Annotated in this window: 17 protein-coding genes and 1 tRNA gene; 12 read left to right on the forward strand and 6 right to left on the reverse strand. The window is 63.5% G+C overall.

Going from position 1 to position 18,607, the window contains the following annotated elements:
- Window positions 1-10: 10 nt before the first annotated feature.
- Window positions 11-87, forward strand: a tRNA-Ile gene (locus AC1RL5_RS10195).
- A gap of 60 nt (window positions 88-147) precedes the next feature.
- Here the strand turns inward: AC1RL5_RS10195 and AC1RL5_RS10200 are convergent.
- Window positions 148-459, reverse strand: a complete 312-nt coding sequence (locus tag AC1RL5_RS10200) for a hypothetical protein (RefSeq protein WP_186452725.1) — start codon at window positions 457-459, stop codon at window positions 148-150.
- Window positions 460-678: 219 nt separating this feature from the next.
- Window positions 679-3,054, reverse strand: a complete 2,376-nt coding sequence (locus AC1RL5_RS10205) for a glucose/quinate/shikimate family membrane-bound PQQ-dependent dehydrogenase (RefSeq protein WP_492589375.1) — start codon at window positions 3,052-3,054, stop codon at window positions 679-681.
- A 208-nt stretch (window positions 3,055-3,262) separates the two neighbouring features.
- Between AC1RL5_RS10205 and AC1RL5_RS10210 the strand changes: the two genes are divergently transcribed.
- The 10 genes from AC1RL5_RS10210 (at window position 3,263) to AC1RL5_RS10255 (ending at window position 14,295) form a co-directional block, all read left to right on the forward strand.
- Window positions 3,263-3,724, forward strand: coding sequence for an Lrp/AsnC family transcriptional regulator (locus tag AC1RL5_RS10210; RefSeq protein ID WP_011063845.1), 462 nt, complete (start codon window positions 3,263-3,265; stop codon window positions 3,722-3,724).
- A gap of 168 nt (window positions 3,725-3,892) precedes the next feature.
- A complete protein-coding gene (locus AC1RL5_RS10215; RefSeq protein ID WP_053154221.1) occupies window positions 3,893-5,575 on the forward strand; it encodes a flavin monoamine oxidase family protein in 1,683 nt (560 codons plus the stop codon).
- Window positions 5,576-5,686: 111 nt separating this feature from the next.
- Window positions 5,687-6,481 (forward strand): carbon-nitrogen hydrolase family protein, encoded by a 795-nt coding sequence (locus AC1RL5_RS10220; RefSeq protein ID WP_072451750.1) that lies wholly within the window; start codon window positions 5,687-5,689, stop codon window positions 6,479-6,481.
- A gap of 48 nt (window positions 6,482-6,529) precedes the next feature.
- Window positions 6,530-8,992 carry a pyrroloquinoline quinone biosynthesis protein PqqF gene (gene pqqF / locus AC1RL5_RS10225; protein WP_492589374.1) on the forward strand — a complete coding sequence of 821 codons (2,463 nt, stop codon included), beginning with the start codon at window positions 6,530-6,532 and terminating at the stop codon, window positions 8,990-8,992.
- 156 nt (window positions 8,993-9,148) lie between these two features.
- Window positions 9,149-9,223 carry a pyrroloquinoline quinone precursor peptide PqqA gene (gene pqqA, locus AC1RL5_RS10230; RefSeq protein ID WP_003194766.1) on the forward strand — a complete coding sequence of 25 codons (75 nt, stop codon included), beginning with the start codon at window positions 9,149-9,151 and terminating at the stop codon, window positions 9,221-9,223.
- 104 nt (window positions 9,224-9,327) lie between these two features.
- Window positions 9,328-10,239 (forward strand): pyrroloquinoline quinone biosynthesis protein PqqB, encoded by a 912-nt coding sequence (pqqB, locus tag AC1RL5_RS10235; RefSeq protein ID WP_011063849.1) that lies wholly within the window; start codon window positions 9,328-9,330, stop codon window positions 10,237-10,239.
- A gap of 92 nt (window positions 10,240-10,331) precedes the next feature.
- On the forward strand, window positions 10,332-11,084 hold the full coding sequence (gene pqqC / locus AC1RL5_RS10240) for a pyrroloquinoline-quinone synthase PqqC (protein WP_011063850.1): 753 nt from the start codon (window positions 10,332-10,334) through the stop codon (window positions 11,082-11,084).
- Entirely contained in the window at window positions 11,081-11,356 is a 276-nt protein-coding gene (pqqD, locus tag AC1RL5_RS10245) for a pyrroloquinoline quinone biosynthesis peptide chaperone PqqD (RefSeq protein WP_093405154.1), read from the forward strand. Before pqqC ends, pqqD begins: the two co-directional genes overlap by 4 nt.
- Window positions 11,328-12,497, forward strand: coding sequence for a pyrroloquinoline quinone biosynthesis protein PqqE (gene pqqE, locus AC1RL5_RS10250; RefSeq protein WP_019094523.1), 1,170 nt, complete (start codon window positions 11,328-11,330; stop codon window positions 12,495-12,497). Before pqqD ends, pqqE begins: the two co-directional genes overlap by 29 nt.
- Window positions 12,463-14,295, forward strand: a complete 1,833-nt coding sequence (locus AC1RL5_RS10255) for a S9 family peptidase (protein ID WP_072451753.1) — start codon at window positions 12,463-12,465, stop codon at window positions 14,293-14,295. The genes pqqE and AC1RL5_RS10255 overlap by 35 nt, the downstream gene beginning before the upstream one ends.
- Window positions 14,296-14,331: 36 nt before the next feature.
- Here the strand turns inward: AC1RL5_RS10255 and AC1RL5_RS10260 are convergent, their stop codons facing one another.
- The 4 genes from AC1RL5_RS10260 to AC1RL5_RS10275 form a co-directional block, all read right to left on the reverse strand.
- The gene (locus AC1RL5_RS10260) at window positions 14,332-14,490 is read right to left on the reverse strand and encodes a YqaE/Pmp3 family membrane protein (RefSeq protein WP_011063854.1); all 159 of its coding nucleotides are present in this window, start codon (window positions 14,488-14,490) and stop codon (window positions 14,332-14,334) included.
- Between the two features lie 297 nt (window positions 14,491-14,787).
- Window positions 14,788-15,513 carry a type 1 glutamine amidotransferase gene (locus AC1RL5_RS10265; RefSeq protein WP_011063855.1) on the reverse strand — a complete coding sequence of 242 codons (726 nt, stop codon included), beginning with the start codon at window positions 15,511-15,513 and terminating at the stop codon, window positions 14,788-14,790.
- Window positions 15,513-16,796 carry an aspartate aminotransferase family protein gene (locus tag AC1RL5_RS10270; protein ID WP_072451754.1) on the reverse strand — a complete coding sequence of 428 codons (1,284 nt, stop codon included), beginning with the start codon at window positions 16,794-16,796 and terminating at the stop codon, window positions 15,513-15,515. Before AC1RL5_RS10270 ends, AC1RL5_RS10265 begins: the two co-directional genes overlap by 1 nt.
- A complete protein-coding gene (locus tag AC1RL5_RS10275) occupies window positions 16,793-17,491 on the reverse strand; it encodes an MOSC domain-containing protein (protein ID WP_011063857.1) in 699 nt (232 codons plus the stop codon). Before AC1RL5_RS10275 ends, AC1RL5_RS10270 begins: the two co-directional genes overlap by 4 nt.
- A 102-nt stretch (window positions 17,492-17,593) precedes the next feature.
- Here AC1RL5_RS10275 and AC1RL5_RS10280 point away from each other — a divergent pair, with 102 nt between their 5' ends.
- Complete coding sequence (locus AC1RL5_RS10280) at window positions 17,594-18,523, forward strand: LysR family transcriptional regulator (RefSeq protein ID WP_011063858.1); 930 nt, start codon at window positions 17,594-17,596, stop codon at window positions 18,521-18,523.
- The last annotated feature ends 84 nt before the right edge of the window (window positions 18,524-18,607 follow it).

The raw sequence follows: 18,607 nt of genomic DNA on the forward strand, positions 1-18,607 counted from the left end.
CGCCTACTGAGGGCCTATAGCTCAGTTGGTTAGAGCAGAGGACTCATAATCCTTTGGTCCACGGTTCAAGTCCGTGTGGGCCCACCAAACAAGAAAGCCGCGCAATGCGCGGCTTTTATGTGTCTGTTGCTTGAAAAGCAAACCTCATCAAGTCTTGGTCCGATAGCGCTCTTTCAACATGGGGCGAATCTTCAGGCGATCTTCCGGCGCCCACTCCCACACGGTTTCCAGTTCTTCGGTGACGGTTTGCACACTGATTCCCGGAAGCAGGACGACGAAGGTATTCCTTTGCAGGCAGTGCAATTCTGCATGGCCAGCGCCAGGTGCCCCCCCCTCCCTCTCCCTCTCCTGAAGGCTTTCATAGAAGTCCAGGGCCTCGACCACCGTGTGGAAATGCTCGACCGCATCCTGAAAGCCTGAAAGAGACAGCCTGTACGTCATGCCGACATCCTTATTCATTCCCACTATTTCGGGATCTGGAAAAGGCGGCTTTTTAGCAAAATACCCACAAACAGTATCTAAGACAGTTCTTATTTACACTCCCCTGCAGTCAACCACCAACGCCCTCCCGGAACATGCCCCGCCTTCCCCAAATCGCAAGGGGGCTGAAGCCCGTTGCCTGCGGCCATGAAAAAGCCGCGCATTGCGCGGCTTTTTCATGCTGCTGCCAGGCTGCGCTTATTTCTTGGGCAACGCGTAAGCAATCACGTAGTCGCCACGATCCGTCGACTGCCGCGCACCGCCAGCGGTGAGCAGGATGTACTGGCGACCGGTCTTGGGCGACACGTAGGTCATGGGGCCCGACTGGCTGCCTACGGGCAGGCGCGCCTTCCAGATCTCATTGCCATTGCCGGTATCGAAGGCCCGCAGGTAGAAATCCTGGGTACCGGCGAAGAACAGCAGACCGGATTGGGTAGCCAGGGACGCGCCCAGGGTCGGCATGCCAATCGGGATCGGCAGGTGCATGCGGATCCCCAGCGGGCCGGTGTCCTGCACGGTACCCACCGGCACTTGCCACACCAGCTTGCGGGTCTTCAGGTCGATGGCCGACATGGTGCCGAACGGCGGCTTCTGGCAGGGAATGCCCGCCGCCGAGAGGAAGCGCTGGCGCATGGCGCCGAACGGCGTGCCTTCCTGGGGCACCACGCCCATCTCGATGCCACTGGCACCGGCGGCGATCTGGTCCCGGGGAATCATGTAGTTGGCCAGGCCCAGGCTCATGTCGTTGACGAACATGTAGTTGCTGGTGGGGTCCACCGACACGCTGCCCCAGTTCATGCCGCCCAGGGAGCCCGGAAACTGCAACGCATGATCCAGGCCCGGCGGGGTGTACACACCCTCATGGCGCATGCCCTTGAACTGGATACGGCACATCAGCTGGTCGAAGGGAGTCGCGCCCCACATGTCGGACTCGGTCAGGGTCTGGTTGCCGATCGACGGCATTTCCACCGAGAACGGCTGGGTCGGCGAATACCGCTCGCCCGGCACATTGCCCTGGGGCACGGGGCGCTCTTCCACCCGGGCAATCGGCTTGCCGGTCTCACGGTTGAGCAGGAATATCTCGCCCTGCTTGGTGACCTGGGCCAGCGCCGGTTGCACACCGCCCTTGTCGTCCGGAATGTCGTACAGCAGCGGCTGTGCCGGCAGGTCGAAGTCCCAGAGGTCGTGATGGGTGGTCTGGAAGTGCCAGCGAACCTGGCCGGTCTTCACGTCGATAGCGACGATGGAGGAGTTCCACTTGTCGTCGAACTCGGTGCGCTGGCCGCCGAAGAAATCCGGGGTGGCGTTGCCAGTGGGCAGATACACCAGGCCCAGCTTGGCGTCATAGGACATTGCCGACCAGACGTTGGGCGTGCCACGGGTGTAGGTTTCACCCGCCGGCGGGCGCTTGGTGGTGGCCGGGTTGCCCGGGTCCCAGGCCCACATCAGCTCGCCGCTGCGCACATCGAAAGCCCGAACCACGCCCGGCGGTTCGCCGGTGGAGAAGTTGTCCGCCACCCGGCCGCCGACGATCACCACGGTACCCGCCACCAACGGTGTCGAAGTCTGCTGGTAGTAGCCCGGCTTGATCTCGCCCATGTCGGTTTTCAGATCGACCGTGCCCTGGTTGCCAAAGTCTTCACAGGGCTTGCCGGTTTCAGCGTTGATCGCGATCAGGCGCGCATCACCGGTCGGCAGGAACAGGCGCTTGGTGCAGGCCACCGGAGCAGCAGGCACCGAAGCATCGGCTACCGGGGTGGCAGAGGCGTCGAAATAACCCAGGCCGCGGCAGCGCTGCCAGTTTGGCGCGTAGCCCTGAGGGTCGAACTTCCAGCGCTCGGCGCCGGTGTCGGCGTCCAGGGCGAACACCTTGCCGTAGGCGGTGCAGGTGTAGACGGTATCGCCGATCTGCAGGGGTGTGTTCTGGTCTTCGGCACCAGCGCCGTTGCTTTCGGGCAGGTCACCGGTGCGGAAGGTCCAGGCCACCTGCAACTGGTCGATGTTGCCCTTGTTGATCTGGTCCAGTGCGGCGAAGCGGTTGCCCGCAGTGGTATTGCCCCAGTGGGCCCAGTCTTTCTGTTCCGCCCCGGGAGCCACCGGCTGGACCGCTGGCACCTTGTCTGCCTTGACCACATGGGTCGGCACGAACATGTAGGCCAGGGTCGCGACCACACCGATCCCCAACAGCCCAGCCAGGCCATAGGCACCGCGCCCGGCATGGGCTCCGGAGGCACGCACCAGGGTCGGGTAGATCAGCGCCACCACGAGGCCGATCACGGCGAAGGTCAGTACCCGCGAGACCAGCGGCCAGTATTCCAGGCCCGCATCCCAGACCGCCCAGATCGCCGTCAGCACCAGGGCCACCCCATACAGCCAGGCACCACGCGGGTTGCGCCGCGCGATCAGCAGCCCGGACACCAGCATCGCCAGGCCCATCAACAGGAAATAGGCACTGCCGCCCAGGCTCAGGAGGTAACCCCCGCCTGCGGCCAGGCCCAGCCCGATCAGGGCAATCAGGATACCCAGCCCCCCGAGCAACCATTTGCTGCCGGCGGCAGCCCCCGTGTTTTTCATCTTAAAAACTCTCCCATCTTCAAAACCTGACGGCGAGAATGTACTAACCAGTTACTTATGACAATCTGTCGCAGGTCATTTGTTTCAAAAAAATTCCCGACTTGCAGAGCGTAGCTGTCGCTTGCGCCATGTTCTCCGGGAGCTGCGGCGGGTGTTCACGGGAGCCTGTAACATGTGCGCTCCCCCGATAGCCGTGCTGGAGCCCACCTTGTCCGATAGCCGCCCTCCCGTTCTTGACGAAGTCGACCGTCAATTGATCGCAGCCTTGCAGATCAACGCCCGCGAAAGCGTGGCGATGCTGGCCCGGCAGTTGGGTATCGCCCGCACCACCGTGACCTCGCGCCTGGCCCGCCTGGAAAAGACCCGGGTCATTACCGGATATGGCGTGCGCCTGGGGCAGCGGGTAGTCGATGGCGGCTTGCAGGCGTATGTCGGCATCAAGGTCCAGCCGCGCTCTGGCAAGGAAGTGCTGCGGCGCCTGAGCGGCATGGCGCAGGTCCAGCAACTGTGTGCGGTCAGCGGCGAATTCGACTATGTGGCCTGGCTGCGCACCGACTCACCGGAACAGCTGGACCAGTTGCTGGACCAGATCGGCAGCGTTGACGGCGTGGAGAAAACCACCACCTCGATCATTCTCAGCAGCAAGATCGATCGCGGGCACGCGCTGTAAGGTGCGCCCTGCCAATCAGCCAATCTGACGCACAAATTCGTCATATCGATAAATAACCGAGCATAACGACGACAGTTTGCGTCTTATTTACGTGTTTCACCCTCTCTAGAATGGCTGCCATCTTTTCCTATACTCAGCACTCTGCTGAGCCGCCCGCCAAGGTCAGCCATGAACAAGAACAATCGCCATCCTGCAGACGGTAAGAAGCCGATCACCATTTTCGGCCCGGACTTCCCTTTCGCCTTCGACGACTGGATCGAGCATCCTGCCGGCCTGGGCAGCATTCCCCAGGCACGGCACGGCACCGAAGTGGCGATTGTCGGCGCCGGTATCGCCGGGCTGGTGGCGGCCTACGAGCTGATGAAGCTGGGCCTCAAGCCAGTGGTCTATGAAGCCTCGAAAATGGGCGGCCGCCTGCGCTCCCAGGCCTTTGAGGGAGCCGAGGGGGTCATCGCCGAGCTGGGTGGCATGCGCTTTCCGGTGTCGTCCACGGCCTTCTACCATTACGTCGACAAGCTCGGCCTTGAAACCAAGCCCTTTCCCAACCCGCTGACCCCGGCCTCGGGCAGTACCGTCATCGACCTCGAAGGCCAGACCCACTACGCCCAGAAACTCGCCGACCTGCCGGCGCTGTTCCAGGAAGTCGCCGATGCCTGGGCCGATGCCCTGGAAGATGGTTCGCGCTTCAGCGAAATCCAGCAGGCAATCCGTGACCGCGACGTGCCGCGCCTCAAGGAACTGTGGAACACCCTGGTGCCGCTGTGGGACGACCGCACCTTCTACGACTTCGTCGCCACCTCCAAGGCCTTCGCCAAGCTGTCTTTCCATCACCGTGAGGTGTTCGGCCAGGTGGGCTTCGGCACCGGCGGCTGGGATTCGGACTTCCCCAACTCGATGCTGGAAATCTTCCGCGTGGTCATGACCAACTGCGACGACCACCAACACCTGGTGGTGGGCGGCGTCGAGCAGGTGCCCCTGGGCATCTGGCGCCACGTGCCGGAGCGTTGTGCCCACTGGCCGGCCGGTACCAGCCTCAGCTCGCTGCACCACGGCGCGCCGCGTACCGGGGTCAAGCGCATTGCCCGGGCCGCCGATGGCCGTTTCAGCGTCACCGACAACTGGGGCGATACCCGGGAATACGCCGCGGTGCTGACCACCTGCCAGAGCTGGCTGCTGACCACCCAGATCGAATGCGAGGAATCGCTGTTCTCGCAAAAGATGTGGATGGCCCTGGACCGCACTCGCTACATGCAGTCGTCGAAGACCTTCGTCATGGTCGACCGGCCGTTCTGGAAGGACAAGGATCCGGAAACCGGTCGCGACCTGATGAGCATGACCCTCACCGACCGCCTGACCCGCGGCACCTACCTGTTCGACAACGGCGACGACAAGCCGGGGGTGATCTGCCTGTCCTACTCGTGGATGAGCGATGCCCTGAAGATGCTCCCGCAGCCGGTGGAAAAGCGCGTGAAGCTGGCCCTGGATGCGCTGAAGAAGATCTACCCCAAGGTGGATATCGCCAGCCGTATCATCGGCGACCCGATCACCGTCTCCTGGGAGGCCGATCCGCATTTCCTCGGCGCCTTCAAGGGCGCGCTGCCGGGCCACTACCGCTACAACCAGCGGATGTACGCGCACTTCATGCAGGACGACATGCCCGCCGAGCAGCGCGGTATCTTCATCGCTGGTGACGATGTCTCCTGGACTCCGGCCTGGGTCGAGGGTGCGGTGCAGACCTCGCTGAACGCGGTGTGGGGGATCATGAAGCACTTCGGTGGCGCTACCCACGCCGAGAATCCGGGCCCGGGGGATGTGTTCCACGAGATCGGGCCGATTGCCCTGGCCGACTGAAACCGGCGGCCGGGCAGGCGCTCGTTCCCGCAGGCTTGCCCTGCGGGGATGTCGTACGAACCTGCGACAGCGGCTACAGTGGCCGGTCTGTCAGTGAGTGGAGTGAAGACCATGCGCGTCGCCCTGTATCAGTGCCCGCCGAGGCCGCTGGATGTGGCCGGCAACCTGCAACGCCTGCATCAGGTGGCCATGGAGGCCACCGATGCCGATCTGCTGGTGCTGCCGGAGATGTTTCTCAGCGGCTACAACATCGGCCTGGAAGCGGTGGGCGCTCTGGCCGAGGCCCAGGACGGCCCTTCGGCCCAGCGCATCGCCGCCATCGCCCAGGCCTCCGGCACGGCGATCCTCTATGGCTACCCGGAGCGCAGCGCCGACGGCCAGATCTACAACGCCGTGCAGTTGATCGACGCCCAGGGGCAGCGCCTGTGCAACTACCGCAAGACCCACCTGTTCGGTGACCTCGACCATTCGATGTTCAGCGCCGGCGAAGATGACTTTCCGCTGGTGGAACTGGACGGCTGGAAACTCGGCTTTCTGATCTGCTACGACATCGAGTTCCCGGAGAATGCACGACGCCTGGCCCTGGCAGGCGCGGAGCTGATTCTGGTGCCGACCGCCAACATGATCCCTTACGACTTCGTCGCCGACGTGACGATCCGTGCCCGGGCCTTCGAGAACCAGTGCTACGTGGCCTATGCCAACTACTGTGGCCATGAAGAACAGATCCGCTATTGCGGCCAGAGCAGCATCGCCGCCCCCGACGGCAGCCGGATTGCCCTGGCCGGTCTCGACGAGGCCCTGATCATCGGCACCCTGGACCGCCAACTGATGGGCGAATCCCGGGCGCTCAACCGCTACCTGTCCGATCGCCGCCCCGAGCTTTACGACGACCTGAGCAAGCGCTGATCCGGGGATATCCGCTAGCATGAGCGCTTCTCTGTTCTGGAAGTGCTCATGCCCGCGCCGAATCACCCTCTGCCCCCACTGGAAACCCTGGCCAACGGCCTGCGGGTTTCCCTACGTCATGCTCCCCATTTGAAACGCTGCGCCGCGACATTGCGGGTCGCCGCCGGCAGCCACGATGTGCCGCTGGCCTGGCCGGGCCTGGCGCACTTTCTGGAACACCTGCTGTTTCTCGGGACCGAGCGCTTTCCTGTCGAACAGGGGCTGATGGCCTATGTACGGGCCCAGGGCGGGCAACTGAACGCGCGAACCTGCGAACGTGCCACCGAGTTCTTTTTCGAGCTGCCGGCCAGCGCCTTCGCCGGTGGCCTGGAACGTCTGTGCGAGATGCTCGCTCAACCGCGCATGAGCCTGGAGGACCAACACCGTGAGCGGGAAGTCCTGCACGCGGAGTTCATCGCCTGGTCCCGGGATGCGACAGCGCAGCGTCAGTTCGCACTGTTTGACGGTCTTCATGCCGCGCACCCGCTAAGGGCCTTCCACGCTGGCAACCGCTACAGCCTGAACCTGCCCAATAACGCCTTCCAGCAGGCCTTGCAGCAGTTCCATCGCGAGTATTACCAGGCCGGGCAAATGGTCTTGAGCCTCGCCGGCCCGCAGCCACTGGAGGAGCTCCGAGCCCTGGCGGAACGCTACGGCAGTTGCCTGCCGAGCGGTCAACACCTTGAGCAGACAGCGCCTCCCGCCCTAATGGCCACAGGCAAACAGACTTACCAACAACTCAGCGGCCAGCGGCTGGACCTGCTGTTTGCTCTAGAGCGGCTGCCCGCGGGCGCGACTGCCGCTGTGGATTTTCTCTGCACCTGGCTGCAATCGGCCAAGCCCGGCGGGTTGCTGGCGGAACTCCAGCAGCGCCAACTGGCTCACAGCCTCAAGGCCACGCTCCTGTATGAGTTCGCCGGCCAGGCCCTGCTGCACCTGGAGTTCGATCTGACCAGCGTGGCGGCATCAGCCCCGGCTCAGGTACGCGAGCTGCTGACAGAGTGGCTGGGGTTCTTCAGTGCCCAGGCCGACTGGGCACCGTTGCGCGAAGAATATGCCTTGCTGCAACAGCGCCAGATCGAAGTTGCCAGCGCCCTGGAACTGTCCCGACGCGACAGCCGCCAAGCTGCCGATGGGCTGGATGAGTCGGGGCTGGCCGCCCTCAAGCAGGTGCTCAAGCAGTTGCAACCCCAGGCTGTGGAGCACTTCAGCCACGACTGGCGCCTGCCTCCTGCCAACCCCTTTCTGCGCAGCACGATCGAGGCACCACGGGCCGGGTTGATTCGTGGGCAGACCAGCGCTCATCGCGGGCTGCGCACCTTTGCCCAGGATCGCTCCCGGGGCCGCAAGGAAAGCTCGGCCCTGAGCTTCAGCCAGGCGCTGCCAGCAGATCCTTCTGGTAGCGCCCTGACTCTGCGCTGGCAACTGGCCTCGCCTGCCCCGATGGGCTTGCATGCCCGGTTGCTGCGCAGCCTGGCGACATTGCGCGACGATGCCCGCCAGGCCGGCGTAGAGCTGATTTTCACCTCTTGTGGCAAAGACTGGCTGCTGAAACTGCACGGTTTGCCGTCCCCCATGCCCGCAGTGCTACTGCAAGCATTGAAAGCCCTGGGGCGACCTGCCGAGTCGTTCTGGCATGAGCAGGCAAGCGTCAATGCTGAAGCGCCCCTGCTGCCGATCCGCCAATTGCTCAAGGCATTCAGCGAACAGCCACAGCCCGACAGCCCGGCCCAGCCCGACCCAGAGGCCTTGCAAGCACTCTGGGCCAGCGCTCGCTGGGACGGACTGGGCCTGGCGCTGCCAGCCGCCATCCAGGAAGCCTTGAGCCGAACCCTGCAACAGATGCCCGGCACAGCGGACGCCACCCTCTGCCGGCCGGTGCCAGCAGGCACCGGCCAGCAGTGGCAGAACCTGCCCGGGAGTGCCGGTGAGCATGCCCTGCTGCTGTTCTATCCAGTGCCCAGCGCCAGCCTTGCCGATGAAGCCGCATGGCGCCTGCTCGGCCAGCTCTGCCAGACCCCGTTCTATCAGCGCCTGCGGGTGGAGCTGCAACTGGGTTATGGCGTCTTCAGTGCCGTTCGCCAGCGCAACGGCCGGACGGGTCTGTTGTTCGGCGTGCAATCCCCCGGCGCGACAGTCACCGAGATACTTCAGCACATCGCACAATTCCTTGAGCACCTGCCCGAACAACTCCAGGCACTCGACGAGCCCAGCTGGAATGATCAGCGACAGGCCCTGGCTCAACAGTTGCAGCCCGCGACCCTGCCTCAGGAACAGGCCATGGAGCTGTTGTGGCAGGTAAAACTGGCCGGCCATTCGTCGGATTACCTGCAGCAGTTGCAAGGCTGCATAGAGGCCCTGACACCCGCCATCGCGATCCAGGCCGCCCGACAACTCAGAGAGGCTGCCGGCGGCTGCAGCGCGCTGGCCAACAGGCCGTGCCCGGGTGCCCCCTGGCAAGTGGCAGAATGATCATTACCAGCGCTGCAATGAGCTTTCTTCAGAATTGCGGGCAACCTTCAGCGGGAATTTAGTAAGATAGCCTCCTAAGCATCTGAACATCTCCCGCCGGAGGTGGACTATATGTATAGGCAACACCCGTCCCACCCACCTCAAAGGAGCAATTTTATGACCTGGTCCAAACCTGCTTACACCGACCTGCGTATCGGCTTCGAAGTCACCATGTACTTCGCCAGCCGCTAATTTCTGCCTCTGGCCAGAAACGCAGCGCAACGCCTCGGCCCGTCCGGGGCGTTTTTATTTTCAGTTCTCCGTCCTTTTTTCAGTCTTGAGCCCAGGGAGCGTCCATGTTTGTCCAGATTCTAGGTTCCGCCGCCGGCGGTGGTTTTCCGCAGTGGAACTGCAACTGCGTGAACTGCGCCGGATTTCGCGACGGTAGCCTGCGGGCCCAGGCGCGCACTCAATCGTCCATCGCGATTTCCGATGACGGGGTGAACTGGGTGCTGTGCAACGCCTCTCCGGATATCCGCGCGCAGTTGCAAAGCTTCGCCCCCATGCAACCGGGCCGCGCCCTGCGGGACACCGGCATCGGCGCCATCATCCTCATGGACAGCCAGATCGACCACACCACCGGCCTGCTCAGCCTGCGTGAAGGCTGCCCGCACCAGGTCTGGTGCACCGACATGGTCCATGAAGACCTGAGCACCGGTTTCCCGCTGTTCAAGATGCTCAGCCACTGGAACGGCGGCCTGAGCTGGAACCGCATCGAGCTGGACCAGAGCTTCAGCATCCCCGCCTGCCCCAACCTGCGCTTCACGCCGCTGCCCCTGCGCAGCGCAGCGCCGCCCTATTCGCCACACCGTTTCGACCCGCACCCGGGGGACAACATCGGCCTGATCGTCGAAGACCTGCGCAGCGGCGGCAAACTCTTCTATGCGCCGGGCCTGGGCAAGGTCGACGCGCCACTCCTGGAGATCATGGCCGCCAGCGATGTGCTGCTAGTGGACGGCACCCTGTGGGAAGACGATGAAATGCAGCGTCGTGGCGTGGGCACCCGTACCGGCCGGGAAATGGGCCACCTGGCGCAGAACGGCCCCGGCGGCATGCTCGAAGTGCTGGAACAGTTGCCGCGCCAGCGCAAGGTGCTGATACATATCAACAACACCAACCCGATCCTCGATGAAGACTCCGCCGAACGTGCCGAACTGGTACGCCGAAAGGTGGAAGTGGCTTACGACGGAATGAGTATTGAGCTGTAGGGCGAATCGCCCACAAGCTCGCCCCACGAGCCTTGGCCCCTTTGCGAAGGAGCGGGCTTGCCCGCGAAAGGGCTGTCCCCCGGAGAACACACATGACCGACACCCCGCTGTCCGCCGCCGAATTCGAGCAGGCACTGCGCGCCAAAGGCGCCTACTACCACATCCATCACCCTTATCACGTGGCGATGTATGAAGGCCGGGCGACCCGCGAGCAGATCCAGGGCTGGGTCGCCAACCGCTTCTATTACCAGGTGAACATCCCCATGAAGGACGCGGCGATCCTCGCCAACTGTCCGGACCGGGAGATTCGCCGCGAATGGATCCAGCGCCTGCTGGACCATGACGGCGCCCCGGGCGAGGACGGCGGCATCGAGGCCTGGCTGCGCCTGGGCCAGGCCGTGGGACTGGACCCGGACCAGTTGCGCTCCCAGGAGCTGGTGCTGCCCGGTGTGCGCTTTGCCGTGGACGCCTATGTCAATTTTGCTCGCCGGGCCAGTTGGCAGGAGGCGGCCAGCAGCTCGCTGACCGAACTGTTCGCGCCGCAAATCCACCAGTCGCGCCTGGACAGCTGGCCCCAGCATTACCCATGGATCGACCCCACTGGCTACGAGTACTTCCGCACCCGCCTGGGCCAGGCCCGCCGCGATGTCGAGCACGGCCTGGCGATCACCCTGCAGCACTACACCACCCGTGCCGGCCAGGAACGCATGCTGGAAATTCTCCAGTTCAAACTGGACATCCTTTGGAGCATGCTCGACGCCATGAGCATGGCCTATGAACTGAACCGCCCGCCCTATCACAGCGTCACCGATCAGCGGGTCTGGCATAAGGGGATCACCCTATGAGTTTCGACCACAGTAAAACCCCACGCTGGCGCCCCGGCTACCGCTTCCAGTATGAACCGGCGCAAAAGGGCCACGTCCTGCTGTACCCCGAGGGCATGATCAAGCTCAACGACAGTGCCGCCCTGATTGGCGGCCTGATCGATGGCGAACGTGACGTTGCGGCGATCATCAGCGAGCTGGAAATCCAGTTCCCGGGGGTGGCGGAGCTCGGTGAAGATATCGAGCAGTTCATGGAGGTCGCCCGTGCTCAGCACTGGATCGAACTCGCCTGAACCGGCGGTTCTGCCCGGCAAACCGGAAGTTGGCCTGCCGCTGTGGCTGCTGGCCGAGCTGACCTACCGCTGCCCGTTGCAGTGCCCCTACTGCTCCAACCCCCTGGACTTCGCCGAGCAGGGCAAGGAGCTGAGCACCGAGCAGTGGATCAAGGTATTTCGCGAAGCGCGGGAAATGGGTGCAGCGCAGCTGGGTTTCTCCGGCGGCGAGCCGCTGGTGCGCCAGGACCTGGCCGAACTGATCGGCGAGGCGCGCAAGCTGGGCTTCTATACCAACCTGATCACCTCCGGCATCGGCCTCACCGAGCAGAAGATCAGCGACTTCAAGAAAGCCGGCCTGGACCATATCCAGATCAGCTTCCAGGCCAGCGACGAACAGGTGAACAACCTGCTGGCCGGTTCGAAAAAGGCCTTCGCGCAGAAGCTGGAGATGGCCCGTGCGGTCAAGGCCCACGGCTATCCGATGGTGCTGAACTTCGTCACCCACCGGCACAACATCGACAAGATCGACCGCATCATCGAGCTGTGCATCGCCCTGGAAGCCGATTTCGTCGAGCTCGCCACCTGCCAGTTCTACGGCTGGGCCCAGCTCAACCGCGTGGGCCTGCTGCCGACCAAGGAACAACTGGTGCGCGCCGAGCGCATCACCAACGAATACCGCGCCAGGCTGGAAGCCCAAGGGCATCCCTGCAAGCTGATCTTCGTCACTCCGGACTACTACGAGGAGCGCCCCAAGGCCTGCATGAACGGCTGGGGCAGCATCTTCCTCACCGTGACTCCGGACGGCACCGCACTGCCTTGCCACGGCGCACGGCAGATGCCGGTGCAGTTCCCCAATGTGCGCGACCACAGCATGCAGCACATCTGGTACGACTCATTCGGTTTCAACCGCTTTCGCGGGTACGACTGGATGCCCGAACCCTGCCGCTCCTGCGACGAGAAGGAAAAGGACTTCGGCGGCTGCCGCTGCCAGGCCTTCATGCTGACCGGAGATGCCAGCAATGCCGATCCGGTGTGCAGCAAATCGCCACACCATGGGATGATCCTCCAGGCCCGTGAAGAGTCTGAAACGGCCACCCACACCATCGAGCAACTGGCTTTTCGCAATGAACGAAACTCCCGCCTCATCGCCAAGGGTTGAGCCCTTCAGCGCCAGCCAGGCCACTACGGCCGGGGTCGATTTTGCCGAACTGCAACTGACGACCCACGGCCTGTTCTGGAATGAATATCGTCCCGAGGACGGCCGCTGCCGGATCTGGCAGTGGCATCAGGGCCAGGCCCAGTGCCTGACGCCGGCCGGCTTCAGCGTGCGCAGCCGGGTCTATGAATACGGTGGTGGCGCCTTCTGCCTCAGCGATGATGCCCTGCTGTTCGTCAACGAGGCGGACCAGCAGCTGTATCGCCAGCCCCTGGCCGGTGGAGCGCCCAGCGCCTTGACTCAAGGCACGTGCCGCTACGGTGACCTGCGATGCCACGCTGGCCAGGTGCTGGCCGTCGAGGAGTGCGCCGAACAACACCAACTGGTGAGCATTGACAGCATCACCGGTCAACGCCGGCTACTGGCTGCCGGGGCCGACTTCTATGCCGCTCCTACCCTCAGCCCCAATGGTCTGCGCCTGGCCTGGATCGAGTGGGACCGGCCCCATCAACCTTGGACCAGCACCCGCCTGATGCTTGCTGAGCGCCTGGGCAACGGGACCTGGGGGGATCCCCGCTGCGTGGCGGGCGATGGCGAGCCAGAGTCACTGCAACAGCCGCGCTTCGACCAGCACGATCATCTGTATTGTCTCAGCGATCGCGGCGGTTTCTGGCAACCCTGGGCCGAATCGAGCGATGGTTTGCGGCCGTTGCCCAGCACCGCCGCGGACCATGCCCCGGCGCCTTGGCAACTGGGAAGTTGCACTTGGCTGCCCCTGGGCGGCGATGCCTGGTTTGGCAGCTGGACCGAGCAGGGTTTTGGCCGCCTCGGGCTGCGTCAGGACGACGGTTTCCAGCAGGACTTTGGCAGCGACTACAGCCGCTTCCGCAGCCTGGCGCTAGACCAGCACTACCTGTACTGCATCGCGGCCTCGCCTGTCAGCCCCTCGGCCGTTATCGCCATAGACCGCAAGACCCGGCAGGTCCAAGTCCTGGCGGGAGGGATTGCCCCTCTGCCGGCGGAACGCATCAGCCGCCCGCAGACCCTGTGCTACCCCAGCGGCGACGGCCAGGCCCACGGCTTCTTCTACCCGGCCATGAACGGTGTCAACCGGCCGCCCTTGGTGGTGTTCATCCACGGCGGCCCGACTTCGGCCTGTTACCCGATACTCGACCCGCGTATCCAGTTCTGGACCCAGCGCGGCTTTGCCGTGGCCGACCTGAACTACCGCGGCAGCACCGGATATGGCCGGGTCTATCGCCAGGCCCTGCACCTGCGCTGGGGCGAGGTGGATGTGCAAGACGCCTGCGCCGTGGTGGCCCACCTGGATGAGCAGGGGCTGATCGATCCGCAACAGGCATTCATACGCGGCGGCAGCTCGGGGGGCTACACCACCCTCTGCGCCCTGGCCTTCGCCAAGGTCTTCTGCGCCGGAGCCAGCCTCTACGGAGTCAGTGATCCGATCAGCCTGGCCCGCGCCACCCACAAGTTCGAAGGCGACTACCTGGACTGGCTGATCGGCGATCCTGAACGCGACAGCGAACGTTATCTGGCCCGTACTCCCCTGGCCCACGCCAGCAGCATCGGCGTGCCGGTGGTGTTTTTCCAGGGGGAGCAGGATGCGGTGGTGGTGCCCAAGCAGACCCGCGACATGCTCAAGGCACTACAGGACCAGGGCATCGCCGCCGAGGCCCACTACTATCCCGATGAGCGCCACGGCTTTCGCAAGGCCAGCAACCAGGCCCACGCCCTGGAGCAGGAGTGGCGGTTTTACCGCCGTGTGCTGCAGGCACAGCACTGATCAGCTACTGCCCGTTCCCCTGGAACGGGCAGACCATCAGCGTTTGGCGATGATGTACACCGCATGCACGATCCCCGGAATGTAGCCGCACAGGGTCAGCAGGATGTTCAGCCAGAAAGCGCCGCCAAACCCCACTTGCAGGAAGACCCCCAGGGGCGGCAAGAGAATGGCGAAGATGATGCGGATCAAGTCCATGGGCAGCTCCTGATAACAATCGGCTCGAATGAGCCTTACCTGCAATCGACCTTGGCCATACGCCAGGGTTCAGAGCGATTCGAGGCCGCGCTGCCACTCGGGCGAGGATCTGGAGGCCATGTTCCTGCACCACGCTCAACAGCTTGATGGCCATGGCGCCCGTACAACGAGCCGGTACTTGAAGGAGGTTGCAAGAACAAAGAGGGGGTTTGAAAAAGCTGGAGATAAAAAAACGCCCCGTGCGAAAAATCGGACACGGGGCGATGCGTTATACCGCGAGACGGTTCAGGAAGTCAGTCAACGTAAGGTCGCATGTGGCCCGGAAAGGTAATCCAGCACCCGGAACAGAGTGGGTGCCAGGCCACTGCAATGCGGGATTCCGGCGAGAATCGCCTGTTGATCCTCGACGCTATCGGGCTCGGCGCTGTGTTCAGCGCTCAGCCAACCGTTGGGGCGCGCCTGCAAAAGTGCCTCGATGCTGTGCAAGTCGCTCTGCAACAGGCATTGCAAGCCGATGGCCCGCTCCTGCCAGATAAAGCCCTGGTGATCGCAGGCCGCCGAGCGATAGAGCGGCAACGCGCCCTTGGGCAGATCGAAGCTTTCGCCGTGCCAATGAAAGGCCATCAGACGTTCCGGCAAGGCCAGCCCCAAAGGCGAGTCCTGGGCATTGGGGTACTTTTCCACAGGCCACCAGCCAATCTCCCGCGCTGCACTGGGGCGAACCTGCGCCCCCAGCGCCTGCGCCAGGAGCTGGCCACCCAGGCCGATGCCCAGCACGCGCTTGCCGGCAGACAGGGCCTTGCGCAACAGGCGTTTTTCCGCGGCCAGCCAAGGAGTCTGGGCCTCGTCGTGCACACTCATGGGCCCACCCAGAGCGATCAGCAGGTCGAAACTATCGAGCCGCGGCAAACGTGCCTGGGCGTACAGATGGCAGATGTGCACGGCGCTCGCCCGCTCCAGCAGCCACTGGTTGATCCGCCCCGGCCCGGAGGCAGGCGAATGTTGCAGGATCAGTACACGCATCAGACGGCCACTCCCTTGCGACAGTGCAATTGCGCCGTGCGCACCCGGGAAAAAGCCCGAGCCAGGCGCAGGAGCATCTCGTCGATATTGCCTTTGCTGACACTCAATGCCGGGGTAAAACGCAGGCAGTCCGGTTGCGGCGCGCTGAGCAGCAAGCCTTCATGCAGGGCAGCCTTGACCACCGCGTCGGCGGACTCATCCGCCAGGGTCATGCCCCAGAACAAACCCTGCCCCCGCACTTGGCCCTGTGCATACCGGCTCGCCAGGCGGGTCAGTTCCTGCCCCAGGTACTGGCCGTTATGGCGCGCCTGCTGGAGAAAGCCATGCTCCTGCAGGCTGTCCAGGACCGCCAGGCCGGCCGAGGTCATCAGCGCATTGCCATGGTGAGTGCCATCCAGCTCGCCCGCCTCGAAACAGCAGGCCTTGCCCCGTGCCAGCAACGCCGCCAGTGGCACGCCACCGCCGAGCCCCTTGCCCAGAGCGATGATGTCGGCACGCACGCCATACAGCTGTTCGGCCAGCAGGGTGCCGCAGCGGCCGATGCCGGTCTGGACCTCATCGAGAATCAGCAGGATGCCCAGTTCACGGCACAGGCGCTCGACACCCTTGAGGTAATGCTCGGTCGCCGGAATGACACCAGCCTCACTCTGGATCGGCTCCAGCATGATCGCCACGGTTTGCGCATCCACCGCCGCGTGCAAGGCCGGCAGATCGTTGAACGGCACCTGGCTGAAACCCGGCAGCCCGGGGCCGAAACGATTGCCCGGAGCGCCGCTGCCAGCCGCCGACAACGCAGCAAAGCCACGACCATGGCAGCTCTGGCTGGCAGTGATGATGCCAGCCGCGCCGCCACGATGCAGTTGCCCCCATTTACGCGCCAGCTTGATTGCGGCCTCGCAAGCTTCAGTGCCGCTGCTCAGCAGGTAGGCCTGGTCGCTGTCGGTGCTGCGGCACAGGCGATCGGCCAGCTTGAGCATCCCACGGTTGTAGAACCCGGAACCCGGGTTGATCAGCGACTGCGCCTGCTCGGCAAGCGCGGCGACCAGGACCGACGGGCTGTGGCCAAGACTATTGGCGGCCCCGGCCTGGGTGAAGTCCAGGTAAGTACGGTCTTCACTGTCCCATAGCCAAGAGCCCTGGCCGCGCACGAAGACCGGTTGGGGACGCTGCACACTGGGCATCAGGCACTCGTTGGAAAAGGCCGGGGCCGAAGCGTTTGCATAGGGCTCGACGGCCAGATCTTCCAGGCTCGGCACAGTGCGGCGCAGGTTGAACAGATTCATGCCCGCAGGCCCTCCAGCGGCAGCCCCAGCAGGCGCGCGGACCAGTCTTCAACCCGGCCAGTACGCATGCGCTTGATAGCGATATCACGCCAGCGCGAGGAAAGCGCCGGGCAATCAATGAGGGTTTTCAAGCCAGCATGCTCCAGAGGTTCCTGGAAAAAACAGTGCAAGGCCCAGGCCACGGTGAGGCCGGGGTAACTGCGCTGAATCAGTTCAAAAGGTTCATCCGCTTGTACGAAGCCTGGCTTGAGGACCCGGTAAAACCAGCCGCAACGACCATTGTCCTGGGCCTGTTGCGGCAGATTGGCCAGGCCCCAGCGATGGCTCAGGCGATAGCAGGGCGAACGCGGTTGGCTGACCTGCAATAGCGCACCGCCCCAGCGAAACAGATCGCCCAGGCACACCTGTTCTTCGGTGAGGCCATGGGTGGACAGGTTTTCACCGAAGGCCGGCGCGCACCAGGCGAACTGTGGGTAACGTTTGCGCCAGTGGTCATAGTGTTCAGCGGGGTAATGATGCAAGGCGCGCTCGGGACCGGTGTGAAAGCGCGGATCGCCGTGCTCATCGCTGCCCAGGCCTTGTGGCCACAACCAGAGTCGGTTGGCAACCGGGTACTTGTCGGTGTCGCAGACCAGACCCTGGCCGAGATTTTTTGCCTTGCCTATGTAAACACCATCGACGCAAACGGTATTCATCGCCCTTCGTGGCCCTGTAAGCCTTGTGAATAGGCGCTAGACTAGGCCCCTCAGGGGCTTCGGGCCATTTCGTTTTTTAAGCTTTTTCGATAAGAAATACTTATGGATTTTAAGCAACTGCGTTATTTCGTCGCGGTGTATGAAGAAGGTCATGTGGGACGTGCCGCCGAACGGCTGTCGATCTCGCAACCGGCGCTTTCCCAGCAGATCCGCCAGCTGGAACAGAACCTCGACGTCAGCCTGTTCGAGCGCAGCAGTAAACGCCTGTTGCCGACACTGGCGGCGCATACGCTGTACAACCACGCCCTGCCCCTGCTCGACGGCTTGCAACAGGCCCGCGAAGCCTTGCGCAACTTCAAGGGCCAGGCGCTGCGCACCTTGGCGATCGGCGTACTGCAAACCGTGCATACCAGCCTGGTACCGCAGATGCTTGAGCGTGTACGCAAGGCCCAGCCCCATCTTGTGGTGCAGATCTATGAATTGACCGGCCTGGAGATCGAAAGGCGCCTGCTCAATGGCTCGCTGGATATCGGCATCAGCTACTTGCCGCCACGCCAGCCAGGTCTGCATGGGGTACCGCTGTACGAAGATGAACTGACTCTGGTCATCCCGGAGCAGCATCCGCTGCGCGAATTCAAGAAGGTCTCCATGAGCCAGGCAGCAGAGTTGCCGATGCTGTTGTTGGGAGAGGAGTTCCAGATCCGCCAGATCTGGCAGGCTCAACTGGCCAATCTGGGGCGGCGCCCGCAGGTGCAGGCGGAGCTGAACAACATGGCCGGGATTCTCGACAGCCTGCCCCATACACGGCTGGCCACCGTGCTTCCCGGACGCTCCCAACAGCAGCACGGCAACAAGGAACTGTTGTGGAAGCCGCTGAGCGAGCCCAGGGTGCCGCTAAAGGTGGGGTTGGTCTGCCGGGATCTGCAGCGTCAGCAGGGGACGCTGGAGCTGCTGCGCAGCTTGTTGGAAGACTCGATGAATGCGCAGGAACCGCGCCTGGGGGGAACTTCCGCCGTGGAGGTGCCGGGATAAGCCTGCCAAAATATAAAACCCGGACAAAAGAAAACCCCGCCGAAGCGGGGCTTTGCAGACTGTTTCCCTGACATCCTTTTCACT

The organism is Pseudomonas sp. GW822-FHT06D10, assembly GCF_058799535.1.